Origin of the sequence: Candidimonas humi, from assembly GCF_019166065.1 — a bacterium.
Taxonomy (GTDB): Bacteria; Pseudomonadota; Gammaproteobacteria; order Burkholderiales; family Burkholderiaceae_B; genus Candidimonas; species Candidimonas humi.
The window spans coordinates 24,128-41,148 of sequence record NZ_JAHTBN010000003.1 but is presented as its reverse complement, the minus strand read 5'-3'; the positions used below and the strand labels follow the sequence as shown (position 1 = coordinate 41,148).

At 67.0% G+C, this 17,021-nt stretch carries 10 protein-coding genes and 2 riboswitches; of the genes, 1 reads left to right on the top strand and 9 read right to left on the bottom strand.

The features are described from left to right. Positions 1 to 27 precede the first annotated feature (27 nt). The 9 genes from gcvP to apbC form a co-directional block, all read right to left on the bottom strand. The gene (gcvP, locus tag KVP10_RS07115) at positions 28 to 2,937 is read right to left on the bottom strand and encodes an aminomethyl-transferring glycine dehydrogenase (RefSeq protein WP_217963875.1); all 2,910 of its coding nucleotides are present in this window, start codon (positions 2,935 to 2,937) and stop codon (positions 28 to 30) included. Positions 2,938 to 3,054: 117 nt separating this feature from the next. Next, positions 3,055 to 3,429, bottom strand: coding sequence for a glycine cleavage system protein GcvH (gcvH, locus tag KVP10_RS07110; RefSeq protein WP_217963874.1), 375 nt, complete (start codon positions 3,427 to 3,429; stop codon positions 3,055 to 3,057). Positions 3,430 to 3,555: 126 nt separating this feature from the next. After that, complete coding sequence (gene gcvT / locus KVP10_RS07105; protein WP_217963873.1) at positions 3,556 to 4,653, bottom strand: glycine cleavage system aminomethyltransferase GcvT; 1,098 nt, start codon at positions 4,651 to 4,653, stop codon at positions 3,556 to 3,558. Between the two features lie 48 nt (positions 4,654 to 4,701). Beyond that, a riboswitch (glycine riboswitch) is annotated at positions 4,702 to 4,813 on the bottom strand. A 22-nt stretch (positions 4,814 to 4,835) separates the two neighbouring features. After that, positions 4,836 to 4,927, bottom strand: a riboswitch (glycine riboswitch). Between the two features lie 206 nt (positions 4,928 to 5,133). After that, entirely contained in the window at positions 5,134 to 6,447 is a 1,314-nt protein-coding gene (locus tag KVP10_RS07100; RefSeq protein ID WP_343218701.1) for a BaiN/RdsA family NAD(P)/FAD-dependent oxidoreductase, read from the bottom strand. Positions 6,448 to 6,558: 111 nt separating this feature from the next. Further along, positions 6,559 to 8,820, bottom strand: a complete 2,262-nt coding sequence (locus KVP10_RS07095) for an arginine/lysine/ornithine decarboxylase (RefSeq protein ID WP_217963872.1) — start codon at positions 8,818 to 8,820, stop codon at positions 6,559 to 6,561. A 33-nt stretch (positions 8,821 to 8,853) separates the two neighbouring features. Further along, positions 8,854 to 9,417 carry a dCTP deaminase gene (gene dcd / locus KVP10_RS07090; protein WP_217963870.1) on the bottom strand — a complete coding sequence of 188 codons (564 nt, stop codon included), beginning with the start codon at positions 9,415 to 9,417 and terminating at the stop codon, positions 8,854 to 8,856. Between the two features lie 304 nt (positions 9,418 to 9,721). Further along, positions 9,722 to 13,756 (bottom strand): translocation/assembly module TamB domain-containing protein, encoded by a 4,035-nt coding sequence (locus KVP10_RS21250; RefSeq protein ID WP_246600459.1) that lies wholly within the window; start codon positions 13,754 to 13,756, stop codon positions 9,722 to 9,724. Between the two features lie 26 nt (positions 13,757 to 13,782). Then, positions 13,783 to 15,522: an autotransporter assembly complex protein TamA gene (locus KVP10_RS07080; protein WP_217964484.1), complete on the bottom strand. Its 1,740-nt coding sequence runs from the start codon at positions 15,520 to 15,522 to the stop codon at positions 13,783 to 13,785. Between the two features lie 37 nt (positions 15,523 to 15,559). Further along, entirely contained in the window at positions 15,560 to 16,645 is a 1,086-nt protein-coding gene (apbC, locus tag KVP10_RS07075; RefSeq protein ID WP_217963868.1) for an iron-sulfur cluster carrier protein ApbC, read from the bottom strand. A 112-nt stretch (positions 16,646 to 16,757) separates the two neighbouring features. Here apbC and KVP10_RS07070 point away from each other — a divergent pair, with 112 nt between their 5' ends. Further along, positions 16,758 to 17,006: a hypothetical protein gene (locus KVP10_RS07070; protein WP_217963867.1), complete on the top strand. Its 249-nt coding sequence runs from the start codon at positions 16,758 to 16,760 to the stop codon at positions 17,004 to 17,006. Positions 17,007 to 17,021: the final 15 nt, after the last annotated feature.

Here is a 17,021-nt window from a genome sequence, read left to right as displayed (position 1 = left end):
TATCGCGCCGCATGCATTCCGCCGCGGCTAGGCGGCGGACTGTTGCTCCAGGGCTGCGTCGGCCTCGGCGTAGGCCTCCATGGGCGGGCAGGAGCACACCAGGTTACGATCGCCGTAGGCATTGTCGACGCGCGCCACCGGCGACCAGTACTTGGCCTCGCGCAGCCCGGGCACCGGGTAGGCGGCTTCCTCGCGGGTGTAGTCGTGGTGCCACTCGGAAGACAGCAGCGCCTGCGCGGTATGCGGCGCGTTCTTCAACAGATTGTCCTCGGCGTCGCGGGCGCCGCTCTCGATCTGGGCGATCTCGGCGCGGATGGCGATCATGGCGTCGATGAAGCGATCCAGCTCGGCCAGGCCTTCCGATTCGGTGGGCTCGACCATCAGGGTGCCAGGCACCGGGAAGCTCATGGTCGGGGCATGGAAGCCATAGTCGATCAGGCGCTTGGCGATGTCTTCGGCGGAAATGCCGCTGCTTTCCTTGATGGGCCGCATGTCCAGTATGCACTCGTGCGCCACGCGGCCGTTGCGGCCGGCGTAGAGCACGGGATAGTAGTCGCGCAGGCGCTGCGCAATGTAGTTGGCGTTGAGGATGGCGACCTCGGTGGCGCGCAGCAGGCCGTCGGCGCCCATCAGTGCGATATAGGCGTACGAGATCGGCAGGATGCTGGCCGACCCGTAGGGAGCGGCCGCCACCGGGCCGACCTGGGCGCTGCCGGGCAAGTCGCCCCGATCGTCCAGCACGCCAGGCAGATAAGGCGCGAGATGGGCGCGCACGGCTACGGGGCCCACGCCGGGCCCGCCGCCGCCGTGCGGGATGCAGAAGGTCTTGTGCAGGTTCAGGTGCGAGACATCGGAGCCGAATTTGCCGGGCTGGGCCAGGCCCACCATGGCGTTCATATTGGCGCCGTCCAGGTATACCTGGCCGCCTGCCTGGTGCACGAGCTCGCAGATGCGGGTGATGGCTTCCTCGAATACGCCGTGGGTCGAGGGATACGTGATCATCAAGGCGGCCAGGCGTTCTCCGACCTGCGCGATCTTGGCCTCGAGATCGGCGACGTCGACATTGCCGCGGGCATCCGAGGCGACCACCACGACATCCATGCCGGCCATCTGGGCCGAGGCGGGGTTGGTGCCGTGGGCGGATGCCGGGATCAGGCACACGTTGCGCTGCGGCTGGCCCTGCGCGCGGTGGTAGGCCCGTATGGCCAGCAACCCTGCATATTCGCCCTGCGCGCCGGAATTGGGCTGCAGGCTGATGGAGTCGTAGCCGGTGATTTCGCACAAGGCGGCCGACAGGCGCTCGACCAGCTCGCCGTAGCCGGCGCTCTGCACGGCCGGGGCGTAGGGATGCATGGCGCCGAAGCCGGGCCAGGTGATGGGGATCATCTCGGCAGTAGCGTTCAGCTTCATGGTGCACGAACCCAGCGGGATCATGCTGCGATCCAGGGCCAAGTCTTTGTCGGCCAGGCCGCGCAAATAGCGCAGCATATCGGTCTCGGAACGTATGCGCGAGAACACGGGATGCGCCAGGATTTCGGCGTCGCGCCGCAGTTCGGCGGGAATGCCCTGCGCCGGCGGCAGTTCTTCCCGGCTCCAGTCGGGCGCCGTCCAGGGCTTGCCCAGGCCTTCGGCGAAGACCGCCACCAGTTGCGCCAGGTCTTCCTGCGTGACGGTCTCGTCCAGGGACAGCGCCAGGCGGTCCGCACCCACGCGGCGCAGGTTGATGCGGGCGCGCTGCGCCGCCTCGACGATGGCTTCGGTGGCGGCGCCGGTGTCCAGCAGCAGGGTGTCGAACCAGGTGTTGTTGACGCTGGCCAGGCCCAGGCCGGCAAGCGTGCCGCGCAGCCAGGACGCCAGGCGCGCGACGCGCTGGGCGATGCGGCGGATGCCTTGCGGGCCGTGCCAGACGGCGTACATGCCGGCCATCACGGCCAGCAGCACCTGGGCGGTGCAAATATTGGAAGTGGCCTTCTCGCGGCGGATGTGCTGCTCGCGCGTCTGCAGCGCCAGGCGCAGCGCCGGGCGGCCCTGGGCGTCCTTGGACACGCCGACGAGGCGCCCCGGCATATTGCGCTTGTAGGCGTCGCGGCAGGCCATGAAGCCTGCGTGCGGGCCGCCGAAGCCCATGGGCACGCCGAAGCGCTGGGCCGAACCCACGGCGATATCGGCGCCCCATTCCCCCGGCGGGGCCAGCACGGCCAGCGCCAGCAGATCGGTGGCAACCGCCACGATCGCGCCGCGGGCGTGCAGTTCCTGGGCCAAGGCGCGGTGGTCGCCGATGGCGCCCAGGCTCTGCGGGTATTGCAGCAGCACTCCGAAACAATCGGGCACGCCCTGGGCTTCGTCGCCCACCACGAGCTCGATGCCCAAGGTGCCGGCGCGGGTGCGCAATACTTGCAGGGTCTGCGGATGGCAGTGCGCCGAGGCGAAGAACACCTGGCTCTTGGCGCGCGAGCCGCGCCGCGCCAAGGTCATGGCCTCGGCCGCGGCGGTGCCCTCGTCCAGCAGCGAGGCATTGGCGATGTCCAGGCCGGTCAGGTCGGCAACCATGGTCTGGTAGTTCAGCAAGGCCTCGAGCCGGCCTTGCGAGATTTCCGGCTGGTATGGCGTGTAGGCGGTGTACCAGGCGGGATTTTCAAGAATGTTGCGCAGGATGACATTGGGCACGTGCGTGCCGTAGTAGCCCTGCCCGATATAGCTGCGGAACACCTGGTTGCGCTCGGCGATGCCCTGCAATTCGCGCAGCACGTCGGGTTCGCTGCGCGAGGCCGGCAGGCGCAGCGCGCCCCGCTTCAGGATGCTGGGCGGCACGACTTCGCCCACCAGGGCATCGAGGCTGTCGACGCCGATGGCGGCCAGCATGCGGGCCTGGTCCTGCGGGGATGGGCCGACGTGGCGGGGTACGAAGTCGCTATGGGGATCTAATTCGCGCAGCATGATGCAACCTGATCGGGAGAAATGAAAAAAGTATGGCGGGCCGGCCCGGCGCCGCTGCACTGCCCCCCGGTAGCCGATGGCCCATCCAGGTAGCGGCACAACGGCGGCCACGCAGCCTCAGCCTTGGGCCGCCTCGTAGCCCGCTGCATCCAGCAGGCCGTCGACGTCGGCGGGGTTCTTGGGACGGATCTTGAAGATCCAGGTGTCGAAGGCGGCCTCGTTAATGCGGTTGGGTTCGGATTCCAGCGCCTCGTTGAAGGCGGTGATCTCGCCGTCGACAGGGGCGTAGATGTCGGAAGCGGCCTTGACCGATTCGACCACCCCGGCGGTCTCGCCGGCGGTCAGTTCGGTGCCCGGATGCACCTCGCCGACGAACACCAGGTCGCCGAGCTGGTCCTGGGCGTTGTCGGTAATGCCGACGAGGAATACGTCGCCCTCGGCCTTGACCCACTCATGGGACGTGGTGTATTTGCGATCGGTGGGAAGACTCATGGATGTGCCTCTCTTGGGGAATGGGGGTGGAATTCTTGAAGGGTTGCAGGACTGGAAATCCCGTGGAATCAAGGCCTGTACACGCTAAAAAAAGGGGTGCCGCGCTTGCGGCCGGCCCCGCGAAATTCAGGCTCCCAGAATCTTACCGTGACGCACGAAAGGCAGCGAGGCCACTTCGGCGGGCACCCACTTGCCGCGGATCTCGACCTCGACGCGCTCGCCCGGCTGCGCCTGACCGTCGATGCGCGCCATGGCGATCGACACGCCCATGGTCGGCGACATGGTGCCGCTGGTGATCTCGCCGCCGCCTTGCGCGGCGCGCACTGCCATGTGGGCGCGCATCACGCCGCGCTCCAGCAGGCGCAGGCCCACCAGCGTGCGCGCCATGGGCGCCTGCTCGATGGCCGCGCGGCCTATGAAAGCGCGGTCCGGGTCCTTCAGGGACACGGTCCAGGCCAGGCCGGATTCCTGCGGCTGCACGAAATCGTCCATGTCCTGGCCGTACAGGTTCATGCCCGCTTCCAGGCGCAGGGTGTCGCGCGCGCCCAGGCCGCAAGGCCGCACGCCGCGGGCGGCCAGGTCGCGCCACAGCGCCTCGGCCTGCCCGGCCGGCAGCACGACTTCGAAGCCGTCCTCGCCGGTATAGCCGGTGCGCGCCACCAGCGTGTCCGCGTCGACGCGCACGCCATTGAAGGGCGTGAGATCGCGCGTGGAGGATTCCCAGGCGGGGCGGGCCTGCCAGACCTTGGCGCGGGCGCTCGGGCCCTGCACAGCGATCATGGCGCAGTCGCGGCGCGGCTGCAGGCTGATGTCGAAATGCCCGGCCGCAGCCACGCGGCGCATCCAGGCCAGGTCTTTGTGCGCGGTAGCCGCGTTGACCACGATGCGCCAGTCGTCCTCGGCGAAGAAATAAACAATCAGGTCGTCGACGACGCCGCCCTCGAAATTCAACATGCACGAATACAAGGCCTTGCCGGGCACGGCCAGGCGCGCCACGTCATTGGCCAGCAGGCGGCGCAGGAACGGCCGGGCGCCGGACCCGCGCAGGTCGATGTTGAGCATGTGCGACACGTCGAACATGCCGGCGTCGCGGCGCACGGCGTGATGTTCTTCGAGCTGCGAGCCATAGGCCAGCGGCATTTCCCAGCCGCCGAAATCGACCATCTTGGCGCCGGCCTCGACATGGACGGGAAACAGGGGGGTGCGTTCGAGCACAGAAGACATGGAGACTCCGGACTAAGGTACGACACGTATCAACAAGAATGTTGCGGATGTCGCCCTTCTGTCCTTTTGCCTGAGAGTTGGCTCGCGCCTGCGAGCATTCACCTTCGGCGCCCGCGCGGCTAGCCCGTGGGCTGCGGCGAGTCTCTCCAGAATACCGCCTTGCCCGGCCTGTGGCCATGGGCAATACACGGGCGGTACGGGGTGCCTGAGCGATTCTGGGCGAATTGCGCCTTCGGCGGCCGGGCGTCTGCCGGCTCTCTCCCGCCGCGTGTAGTGACGGCAATGTAGAAGCATAACGCGAAATCGGGGCGCTCACCAGCGGCAAGCACTGCATCATGGCAAGGCCGCCACAAAGTGCGGCGACCGGCGGCATCGTCCGTGTCGGTGGCGGGCACCGCCCGTGTCGGCGACGGGCATCGTCCCTGGAAGCCACGAGGCTACGGCATCGCCTGGCGCATTCCGGGGTATCCGTTGCGAGACTCAGGCCTGCGCCTGCAGCGCCTTGCCGCAAGCCATGCCGGAGGCCCACGCCCACTGGAAGTTGTAGCCTCCCAGCCAGCCGGTCACGTCCAGCGCTTCGCCTATTATGTACAAGCCCGGCACGCTGCGCGCCTGCATGCTTTTCTGATCGATGGCGCGGGTGTCGACGCCGCCGCGCATGACTTCGGCTTTCTTGTAGCCGGCCGTGCCCGTCGGCAGCAGTTCCCAGCGATGTATGCGGGCGGCCAGCGCGCGCAACTGCTTGTCGGGAATGTCGGCCATGCGCATGGCGGCCAGGCCCGCGGCCGGCCCGGGCACATCATCGGCTCGCGCGCCATCGAGCTTCCCGCCGCCAGCCCGGCCGCCTCCGGCCCGCGCGCCATCATGCCCGCGGCTCGAATCGCCATCCGCCTGTGCCAGCCACTGCTCCGCCAGGCGGCGCGGCCACAGCGTCGACAGGACCGAATGCAACTGCTGCCGGTTGCCCGGCTTGGCGGCCAGCAATTCGCGTTCCAGGTCGAGTTCGGGCGCGAGATCCAGCACGATGGGCTCGCCGGGGTTCCAGAAGCTGGATATCTGCAGGATGGCCGGGCCGGACAAGCCGCGATGCGTGAACAGCAGGTCTTCGAGAAAACGGGTCGCATGCCTGGCCGGGCCGTGGCTGACTTCCGCTTCCAGCGCCACGCCGCTCAGCGCACCGTAGGGCCGCCACTGCTGCGGGTCGAACACCAGTGGCACCAGCGCCGGGCGCGGCTCGACGATTTTCAGGCCGAACTGGCGCGCCACCCGCAACGCGAAATCGGTGGCCCCGACCTGCGGCACCGCCATGCCGCCGCAGGCCAGCACCAGCTGGGCCGCGCGAATCTCGCCGGCGGAAGTGCGCAGCACGTAGCAGTCGGCATCGCGCGCCACGGACTCGACCGAGCAAGGCATGCGCCAGGCCACGCGGCCCGCGTCGCATTCCGCGCGCAGCATGCGGATCACGGATTCGCTGGAGTCGTTGCAGAACAACTGGCCCTTGTGTTTCTCGTGCCAGGCTATGCCGTGGCGGCGCATCAGATCCAGGAAGTCGCGCGGCGTGTAGGCGGCCAGCGCCGAGCGGCAGAAATGGGGGTTCTGCGACAGGAAATTGGCGGGCCCGGCGCCCAGATTGGTGAAGTTGCAGCGGCCGCCGCCCGAAATGCGGATCTTCTCGGCCAGCTTGGCGGCATGATCGACCAGCGCCACGCGCAGGCCGCGCTGGCCGGCGACGGCGGCGGCCATCATGCCGGCCGCGCCGGCGCCTATGACCGCCGCGTCGAAGACCTCAGCCACGCCCGGAGCCCGAAAGATTCCCGGCGATCACCGGAAACCTCTATGTCCGGACCCGCTATTGCGCTTCACAAGCATGCCCTGGATGCCGATACACAATGGCGGAACACACCGCTAGTCTTCACGGATGCAATCGACGTAGTAAAGGATTTCGCCGTCCGCGTCGACCTCTTTGGCCAGGCCGTGGATGTCGGTCTCGAAGCCAGGAAACTCGGCATTGAACTCGCGCGCGAAGCGCAGGTAGTCGACGATGCGGTGATTGACGCGTTCACCCGGGATCAGCAGAGGGATGCCCGGCGGATAGGGGGTCAGCAGCACGCCCGTCACGCGCCCTTCCAGATCGTCGATGGAAACGCGCTCGACCTCGCGGTGCGCCATCTTGGCGAAGGCGTCCGAAGGCTTCATGGCCGGTTCCATGTCGCTCAGGTACATCTCGGTGGTCAGGCGCGCCACGTCGTGATTGCGGTATGCCTCGTGGATGCGCTGGCACAGGTCGCGCAAGCCCATTTTCTCGTAGCGCCGATGATCGCGGCAGAATTCGGGCAGGATGCGCCACAGCGGCTGGTTGCGGTCGTAGTCGTCCTTGAACTGCTGCAGCGCGGTCAGCAGCGTGTTCCAGCGGCCCTTGGTGATGCCGATGGTGAACAGAATAAAGAACGTATAAAGGCCGGTCTTCTCGACCACCACGCCGTGCTCGGTCAGGTACTTGGATACCAGAGCCGCGGGTATGCCGGTGTCGGCGAAGGTGCCCGAGATGTCCAGGCCAGGGTTGACGATCGTCGCCTTGATCGGGTCCAGCATGTTGAAGCCTTCGGCCAGGTCGCCGAAGCCATGCCATTCCGCGCCGGATTCCAGCAGCCATTCGTCGCGATTGCCGATGCCCTCGCTGACCAGGCGGTTCGGCCCCCACACCTTGAACCACCAGTCGTTCTTGCCGAATTCGGATTCGACCTTGCGCATGGCGCGGCGGAAATCCATGGCCTCGCGGATGCTTTCCTCGACCAGCGCGGTGCCGCCGGGGGGCTCCATCATGGCCGCGGCCACGTCGCAGGACGCAATGATGGCGTACTGCGGCGAGGTCGAGGTGTGCATCAGGTAGGCTTCGTTGAACACATTGCGGTCCAGCTTGCGCGTCTTGGATTCCTGCACGATGATCTGCGAGGCCTGGGAAATGCCCGCCAGCAGCTTGTGCGTGGAGTGCGTGGCGAAGATCATTGCCTCTTCGCTGCGCGGACGCCCCTGGCCGATGGCGTGCATGTCCTGGTAGAACTCGTGGAAGGCCGCATGCGGCAGCCAGGCCTCGTCGAAGTGCAGGGTGTCGATCTCGGTGCCCAGCTTTTCCTTGATCATTTCGACGTTGTAGATCACGCCGTCGTAGGTGCTCTGGGTCAGGGTCAGGATGCGCGGGCGTTTTTCGAGCGCCTCGCGCGCGAACGGATTGGCCTCGATTTTGCGCCGGATGCTCTCGGGGTCGAACTCGTCGAGCGGGATCGGGCCGATAATGCCCAGGTGATTGCGCGTGGGCCGCAGGAACACCGGTATCGCGCCCGTCATGGTGATGGCGTGCAGGATCGACTTGTGGCAGTTGCGGTCTACCACCACCACGTCGCCCGAGGCGACGTTGGCGTGCCACACCACCTTGTTCGAGGTGGACGTGCCGTTGGTCACGAAGTAGCAGTGGTCGGCATGGAAGATGCGCGCCGCGTTCAGTTCGGATTCGGCCACGGGGCCCGTGTGGTCCAGCAGTTGCCCCAGTTCGTCCACGGCGTTACAGACATCCGCGCGCAGCATGTTCTCGCCGAAGAACTGGTGGAACATCTGGCCCACGGGGCTCTTGAGGAAGGCCACGCCGCCCGAGTGCCCCGGGCAGTGCCAGGAATACGAGCCGTCCGAGGCGTATTTCACCAGTTCGCGGAAGAACGGCGGCGGCAGGCCGTCGAGGTAGGCGCGCGCTTCGCGGATGATGTGGCGCGCCACGAACTCGGGCGTGTCCTCGAACATGTGGATGAAGCCGTGCAGCTCGCGCAGGATATCGTTGGGGATATGCTGCGAGGTACGCGTCTCGCCATACAGGTAGATAGGAATGTCGGCGTTGCGGAAACGCAGTTCGCCGATGAAGCTGCGCAGGTTCTTGATGGCGTTGGCCACGTCCTCGGGCGAATCGACGTCGAATTCTTCGTCGTCGATCGACAGGATGAAGGCGCTGGCGCGGCTCTGCTGCTGGGCAAACGAGCTCAGGTCGCCGTAGCTCGTCACACCCAGCACCTCGACGCCCTCGGCCTCGATGGCCGCCGCCAGGGCGCGTATGCCGAAACCCGAGGCGTTCTCGGAGCGATAGTCTTCGTCGATGATGACGATAGGAAAACGAAATTTCATATAGCGCTCCTGATCGAGAGCCTGTTCATGCCGTCAAGTGCGCGGCAGGGTAACGCCCTGCTGGCCCTGGTATTTGCCGCCGCGGTCGCGATACGAGGTCTCGCAGACCTCGTCGCTTTCGAAGAACAGCATCTGCGCGCAGCCTTCGCCCGCATAGATCTTCGCCGGCAGCGGCGTGGTATTGGAAAACTCGAGCGTGACGTGGCCTTCCCATTCGGGTTCCAGCGGGGTCACGTTGACGATGATGCCGCAACGCGCGTAGGTGCTTTTCCCCAGGCAGACCGTGAGCACGCTGCGCGGGATGCGGAAATATTCCACGGTACGCGCCAGGGCGAAGGAATTCGGCGGGATGATGCAGACGTCCCCGGCGAAATCCACGAACGATTTCTCGTCGAAGGCCTTGGGGTCGACGATCGTGGAATTGATGTTCGTGAATATCTTGAATTCACGGGCGCAGCGCACATCGTAGCCGTAGCTGCTGGTGCCGTAGCTGACGATCCGGCCGCCGTTGGCCGAGCGCACCTGGCCCGGCTCGAACGGCTCTATCATGCCCTCGGCGGCCGCGCGCCTGATCCAGCGATCGCTCTTTATGCTCATAGTCTTTACCTGGTTGCGTGGGCGCTTATTTTAGCCCTGTCCCCCGGCCGGCGCGCAGCGCTCCGAAAAGGGGCGCCCCGACGGCCGGGCGGGGCCGTGGCGGGCCGCTCCGGGCAAGCCCCGGCGGCTCGCCGGGAGCCCGCAGTGTCGTGCCTCAGAAGTTGGTGCTCATAATGAAATTGATGGATTCGTGCGCAGGGCAAGGCGCAAACCGCAGCGATAGTCGTTACTATCGCGAGGATTTGCAACGCCGGCCTACACGCGAAGACGCAATTTCATGGGTACGAACTTCTGAGGCACGACACTAGTCCTTGAAAAATGTCCGGTACACCAGCGCAATGCCGTTCACCGTCCCGGCGCTCAGTTCGGCGCTCAGCCCCTTGGACAAATGGTAGCTCAGGCGCCCCACCGTGCCGGTCTGGGACAGGGCCTGCTCGATGCTCAGTGTGATATTGGTGGAGATCTTCTTGCTGGCCCGCACGAACTGCTGCTCCAGCGCGCTGTCGGTGCTGCTGTTGTTGATGTCGTTGACCACCGTCTGCACCGGCAGCAGGCTGCCCGTGCTGCCCAGTTCGCCAGACTGGATCGAGACCTCGTCCAGACCCAGCTTGCGATACAGCGGCGCGCCGCCCCCCAGCAGCGAGGTCCCCAGCGACAGCAGCAGCGCCGTGTCCCCGCCGCCCTCGTCCGGCGCCCGGCCCAGCAGCAGCCACGATAGCTTCTCGACGTCGCTCACGTCGGGATAGGACACCAGGTCGATGCGCGGCCGCTTGGCCGTGCCCGCCACCCGCACGCCGGCCTCCACCGCCACGCCGGTGCGCAGGGCCTCGATATTCAGCACCGGATTGCCGATGTCGCCCTGGAAGGTAATGGTTCCGCGCCGCAGTTGCAGGTGCTGGCCATAGGCCGAGATCGAGCCGCCGCGGGTGCGCAGCGCGCCTTCGGCGGTCAGCTTGCCCTGCGCCATCACGATGCGCATGCTGCCCACCAGGCCCGAATCCAGGCCGTAGCCGGTTATATAGAAGCGCGGCCCCAGGTCCACCGTCAGGTCCATGGAAACATCCATGGGCGCGGCAGGCGGGGCCTCCTGGCCGGCGCGCACGACGACCACGTCGCCGTCCAGGGTCGGCACGCTGCTCAGCATGTCCAGGTCGAACCAGCCGGCATCGGCGGTCAGCGAGCCGGTGATGCCGATGCGCGGTATCTCGGCATCTATGCGCAGCTTGCCGCTGATCATCGCGTAGCGATCGGAGCGCTGCAGGATGGGATAGCGGTACAGCTCGATATTCACCGCGCCCGCGGATTTCATCAAATCCCAGTCGCCCGTCAAGGTCAGGCTGCCGTTCTTGGCATCGGGGCTGGTATGCACCCATTCGCTGGTGCGCCATTCCTTGGGATCGACGCGCAGTCTTGCGGGAAACTGCAGCTTGTCCAGCACCAGCCGCTGGCCGTCCAGGTGCGCCTGGAGCGTACCGTCGAACAGCCGCACGCCGTCGTCGAGCCGCACCAGCTTGATTTTGCTGCCGCCGATCGTGCCTTGGGTGGCCCAGGTCCCGTCGGCCTTGCGCGCCGCCTTCACGTCGGCATGCAGCGAACCGCCCAGGTCCGTGTCGTCGCCCGCGAACAGGCTCAGCCAGGCCAGGTCGGCAATATCGGCATGCAGGCTCAGATCCACCGGCTCTTTGGCGCCGAATTCCAGGCCGCCCTGCGCCGAGGTGCGCAACTGGGTGCTGGCATTGGCCGAAATGGTGCCTTTGGCGGCGGTGTCGACCTTCAGCGCCAGGTCCAGGCGGCTTGCCGCCGCGCCCGCCTTGACCGCCTTCGCGTCCAGTTCCAGTTCGCGCAGCCCCAGCGGCACAGGTGGCGAGCCCGGAATCATCACATCGCCCGACAGGCGCCGTATGCGCGCGTCACCCTGCAGCGTGCCGTCGAATTTCAGGTTCCAGTCGGCGGCCAGCACCAGCTCGCTGCGCCCCGCGCGCTCATCCTGCGCGACCTTGACCCGCCCGTTGCCCGGCTCGCGTGGCGCGCCAAAGCGGCTGCGCAAGTCGTGGATCAGCCGCGGATTGATCGCCAGCCGGGCTATCGAGCCTCGCGTTTCCCAGCGCCCGGGGCGCCCGCGCGTGCCTTCGTGCCGCAGCACGAAGCCCTGGCCCGAGGGCAGCAGGAATTCCAGAGTGGCCGCCCCTATCTGCCATTGCCAAGCGGGCGCCTGCGCCTGCGGCAATAGCGACACCGGCAACACGCCGCGCAGCCGTACCCCCATGCCGGCCTGCTCTACCTCGAAGCGCGTCAGTTCGCCGTGCCAGGTCTGGCCCCCTGCGGCGTCGGCCTGCCACGCCCCCTTCGCCGCCAGCCTGGCCTTGATCGGGGCGGCGGCCTGTGGCGACACAGCGCCCGAGCGCGCCGCCTGGGCGGGCTTCGCTGTATTTGCGGCCGCTGCGGTCTTCTTGGTCGTCATGGTTTTGGTGGCCGCGGTGGCCTTCGAGGCCGTCATGGTTTTCGTAGCCGTCGCGGCCGCCGCTGCCTTTGCGGCTTTCCCGGATTTCGCGGATTTCGCGGATTTCGCAGCCGTCACGGCCTTGGTGGCTTTGGCCGCTCTGGCGGATTTCGCGGTCTTGGAGGCCTTGGAGGTCTTGGCCGTCTTGGCGGCGCTGGCGGACTTGCCGGCTTGCCCGGGCTTGCCCGGGGCCGGCAGATAGCTCAAGACCAGGTCAGTAGAATGTGCGCTGGGCGAACCCTGTACCTGGCCCGACAAGGTCGCGCCGCCGGGCAGCCCCGGCCAGAATGCCGACAGCACGGGCGCCTGCAGATCGAGCTTCAGGCGGCTGTCCGCCTGGCCCAGGGACCCGGACGCCCGCAGATGGTTGCGCCCCAGGCGCAAGTCCATATTGAGGGTTTCCAACTGCAGGAATTTCCATGAATCGCCGGCCACGGCCGGCGGCGGGGCCGCAGCAGCAGCCGGGGCTCCCGCCGCCGTCGTCCCCGCAACCGCCGTCGAAACCCGAGATTCCTGCGGAGCTTTCCCCGCGGACGCCGCCGAAGCCCGGGCTTCCTGCGGAGCATTTCCCGCGGACGCCGGCCGGCCCTGTGGCGCAGCCGGCGCGGAGGCGCCCCCGGCCGACGCCGCTGCGGGTGCAGCGACCTGCGCTCCGGCAACCGATGTTGCAGCGGCCGGCGCCCCGGCGGCCACCGGGGCGGTACTCACCACCCGAGTTTCCAGCGTGCCCGACAAAGGCTCGCGGTTCCAGCTCGAGCCTGGATCGAAACGCGCCCGCAGTCCGGCCGACAACAGTTCCTTGCGGTCGGCCAGGAGCACGTCGAAGTCCACGGTCGAATCCAGCTTCGTGGCGGGAATCGCCGGCCCTACCAGCGCCCCCAGGTCCAGCTTGCTGCTGCTGAGGCTGCCCTGCACCCGGTCCTTTACCGCGCCGGCCACGGTTTCCTCGGTCCAGTCGACCCGCGCCTGCAGCGCCGAACCGTCGGGCAGGCCCAGGTCCAGCTTGGCACGCCGCAAGGGAAAGCCGGCGCGCGGTGCAAGGTCGGCGTCGGCATCCAGCTGCAGCCCCTGCCCGTGGGCGCCCAGCACCACGTTCAGCGCATCCAGCGTGCCCTTGAGATCCGCCTTCACGTCGAGCTCGCAGGCTTGATTCGCCGGGTTTTCCTTGTCGCCCTCGGGCAAGGTCGGGACGAAATGGCGGGCGCACAGCAAGGTATCGTCGGGCAAGCCTTGCGCGTGCACTTTCAGGCTGCCCTGCATGGGCCAGGGATCCGCCAGGCCGAGCAGCTTCAATTGGCCGTCCACGCCCACGTCCACCGTGTCGTAGCTCAATCCGACATTCACGATGTCCAGGCGCGCATCGTCGCCGGTCACCGACAAGGCCGCCGCCACATCCTTGATGCCGACCGGTAGCGGCTTGCCGTCCTGCCGTATGTTCAGCTCGCCGACGCCGAAATGCTCCAGCACGATGCCCACCGGCAAGGCCGGTATGCGCAGCGGTTCCTGCGAGGGCGGCTGGCCGGTGCTCGTAAGGTCGAGATCGACACGGTCGGCGGCCAGCACGCGTATGTGCAGCCTGTGATCCAGGAAGGCGCGCCAATCCACGTCCAGGTGCAGTTCCCGCATGCGCACCGCGGCGCCCGGAAACTTCAGGTCCACGTCGCGCACCCGCAGCCCCGACCAGATCGAGCCCTGCACGCCCTCGATGCGGCCGTCCAATTGCTGGGCGGCGGTATGCAGCAGCCAGCGCGTACCTTGCTGCGAGCCGGCGCACCAGAACAGGAAGCCCGCCGCGACCGCGATCAACAGCAAGGCCGTCGGGCCCAGCCCGCCCAGCAAGCGCCGGATCCATCGCCACAGCCTGTTCAAAACGCAATACCCAGAGAAAACTGCAGGCGCAGCTTGTGGTCGCGCTGGCCGTAGGCGAGATCGATGAAGAAGGGGCCGGCGGGGGTGCGCATCAGCGCTCCGACGCCATAGCCGACCGCCCACTGCATGGCGCCGAACGACTCGGCGGCATCGCCCGCGTCCACGAACACGCTCATGCCGAAGCGGTCATTGAAATAGTGCATGTACTCGACGCTACCCACCGCCAAGGCCGGCGCGCCGACCACCGCGTCGCCCTGCTGCAGGCCGATGCTCTGGTAGCGATAGCCGCGGATGGTGCGCGCGCCGCCCGTGCGATAGCCGAAATCCTGCGGCAGGCGCGAGGTATGAGACCACACCTTGCCCACCTCGCCGCGCACCGTAAACACGTCGCGGCGGCCCACGGGCCACCATTTCTGCGCGCGCAGGTCCGCCCGGTAGAAAGGCTCGCCGGTGTCCAGGGTCGTGCCGGCGCCCAGGCCGACGTCGACCAGGTTGCCTTCGCGCGGATCGTACTTGTTGTCCACGTCGCGCCGCAGCCAGTCCCAGGTGCCCACCAGCGTCGGCACTTCGTAGCTGCCGTCGCCTTCGATCTTGGTCTTGTCGTACGCGGCCACCAGGCCCCACTGGGTCTCGAACTGCACGCGGCTGTCGCCGGCCGCATTGCGCACCTGCTTGCGCTTCCAGCCCAGCCCGGCGCGTTCGCTGTCCAGCCCCTCGACGTCGGAATGGCTGTACAGCACGCCGATGCTGTCGTCATTGCCGTCCACGGTGGGCGGCAAATGCACGTCATAGAAGACACGCTGCCGGTTCTTGTCGACCCCCGCGCCGGTTTCTATCCATATGGGCTGGCCGAACACTACGTTCTGGCGATACAAGCCCTCGACCCGCACGCCGTTGTCGCTGTCCACGCCCAGCGATGTGGCAAAGTACCGCGCCGGCGCCTCGGTGACCTTGATCTGTACCGGCAGTTCGACATCGCCGTCGGGCAAGGTCTTGGGATGGCTCTTGTCCAGGGTGACGAAGGCGCCCCGAAAAAACGTGGTGGACTGCAGCGCCTGCTGCCAGTCGTCCAGGCGGGTCTGGTCATAGGCATCGCCGGGCGTGTAGCGCACATAGCGGTCGACCAGCTTCTGCGGCACGCGCCGCAGTCCGATGACCGTCATCTCGCCCAGGCGCACCCGCGGCCCGCTGTCCACGGCCATGCGCAGGTCGGCGCGGGCCGCGTCGGCGTCGACGATGGCCTGCGAACTCACCAGCCTGGCAAGATAAAAATCCCGTGTGCTGACATTGTCGACCAGGTCGGCCTTGGCCTTGCTCCACTGGTCGTTGACGAAAGGCTTGCCCTGTTTCAGCGGCCAGGCCGCGCGGATCTGCGCGATACGGTCGGCAAATGCGGGAGTGGCGATGCTGCCCGTGAAGGACAGGTCGACCTTCCTGACCGTGGTGCGCTCGTTGGGCTCGATGGTGATGTCCCAAGTCTCGCCGCCCACGTCCTTGCCTACTTCCAGCGTCACCTTGGGCGAGAAATAACCCTGGGTCGCCAGCGCCGAGACCGTCGCTTCGCGCGCGCGCCGGCGCAAGCGCGACATTTCGCTGGCGTCCTGGTCCTGGGCGAGGCGGGTAATGACGGCTACTGCATTATTGATGGACTGCAAGGCCTGCGGCCCCACGCCACCCGGATCGATGACGACCTCGGGCGCCGCCGCGCATGCCGCGTCGCCCATTCCGAGCGCCATCAGCAGGCCGGCGGCGACCGCGCGCACTCGCACCCCGTCAGTGCGCGGCCGCGGCCGGCGGCGCCTTGCCCGCGGCATCGTGGGGCAGGCTGGCCACGATGTCGGCGACCTTGCGCGCCACGTCCAGGTACATGGCCGCGACCGGACCCTGGGGATCGGCCGCCACGGTGGGCGATCCCGAGTCGGTCTGCTGGCGGATGTCCATGCGCAGCGGCAAGGCGCCGAGCCAGGGCAGATTGAATTCCGCCGCCATGTCGCGCCCGCCATGCTCGCCGAAGATCGGCTCGGCATGCCCGCAATGCGAACACACGTGCACCGACATGTTCTCGACCACGCCCAGCACCGGCACGTTGACCTTCTGGAACATCCGCAAGGCCTTGCGCGCATCGGCCAGGGCCAGGTCTTGCGGCGTGGTGACGATGACCGCGCCGGCCAGCGGCACCTTTTGCGCCATGGTCAGGGCGATATCGCCCGTTCCCGGAGGCATGTCGACGATGAGATAGTCGAGGCGGTCCCAGTTGGTCTGGCGCAGCAGTTGTTCGACCGCCTGGGTCACCATGGGGCCGCGCCAGATCGCGGGCGCGTCGGCATCGATCAGGAAGCCTATGGAATTGGCCTGCAAGCCGTGGCCGACCAGCGGTTCCATGGTCTTGCCGTCGTTGCTCTTGGGGCGGCCGGACAGGCCCAGCATGATGGGCACGCTGGGGCCGTAGATGTCGGCATCGAGCAGCCCCACGCGCGCGCCCTGGCGCTGCAGCGCCAGGGCCAGGTTGACCGCCGTGGTGCTCTTGCCCACGCCGCCCTTGCCCGAAGCTACCGCAATGATGTTGCGCACATTGGGCAGCGGTTCGAGCCCGCCTTGCACCGCATGCGTGGAGACCAGCGAGGTGGTGACGCGCATGTCCTTGAGCTCCAACCCCAGGCCGCGCACCGCGGCCTCGATACGCTTTCGCAGCTCCGTCTGGCGATTGTGCAGCGGATGGCCCAGGGCGAGCACGAGGCTCAGCTCGTTGCCGTCCAGATGGACATCGCTATTGCCTGCCGTAATGGCCAGGGCCGCGCCGCTGCGGGGGTCTTCCACCTGCGCCAGCGTCGCACGAATCTGTTGTGGGGTCACACTCATTTCAATCCAGCCTTTCCAAGGGATTACAATGACTTCAGCCTAAAGACGACTGCAGCCTAAAGAATAGCGGATTGGCGGAATTATTTTCCGCACGGGCTGTCTACACTACACAATGAACACATTCAATCAAATACTGAGAGTAGGGCTATTCCTGGTGCTGGCGGTCTTCGGCACCATCATGGCTTTCATTTTCATGGTTTCCACGGCGATTGCAATTGCCGTACTGTACGTAGTGGCGCGCATCAAGGGCCGCCCCTTCGGCGTACGCGCCTACTGGGACCAGCGCCACAAACCGTCGCCGCATAAAAAGACATTTAAAAACAAAGATGTGGTCGACGTGGAAATGCGCGAAATCCACTAGACCGAGTCCGGGCTC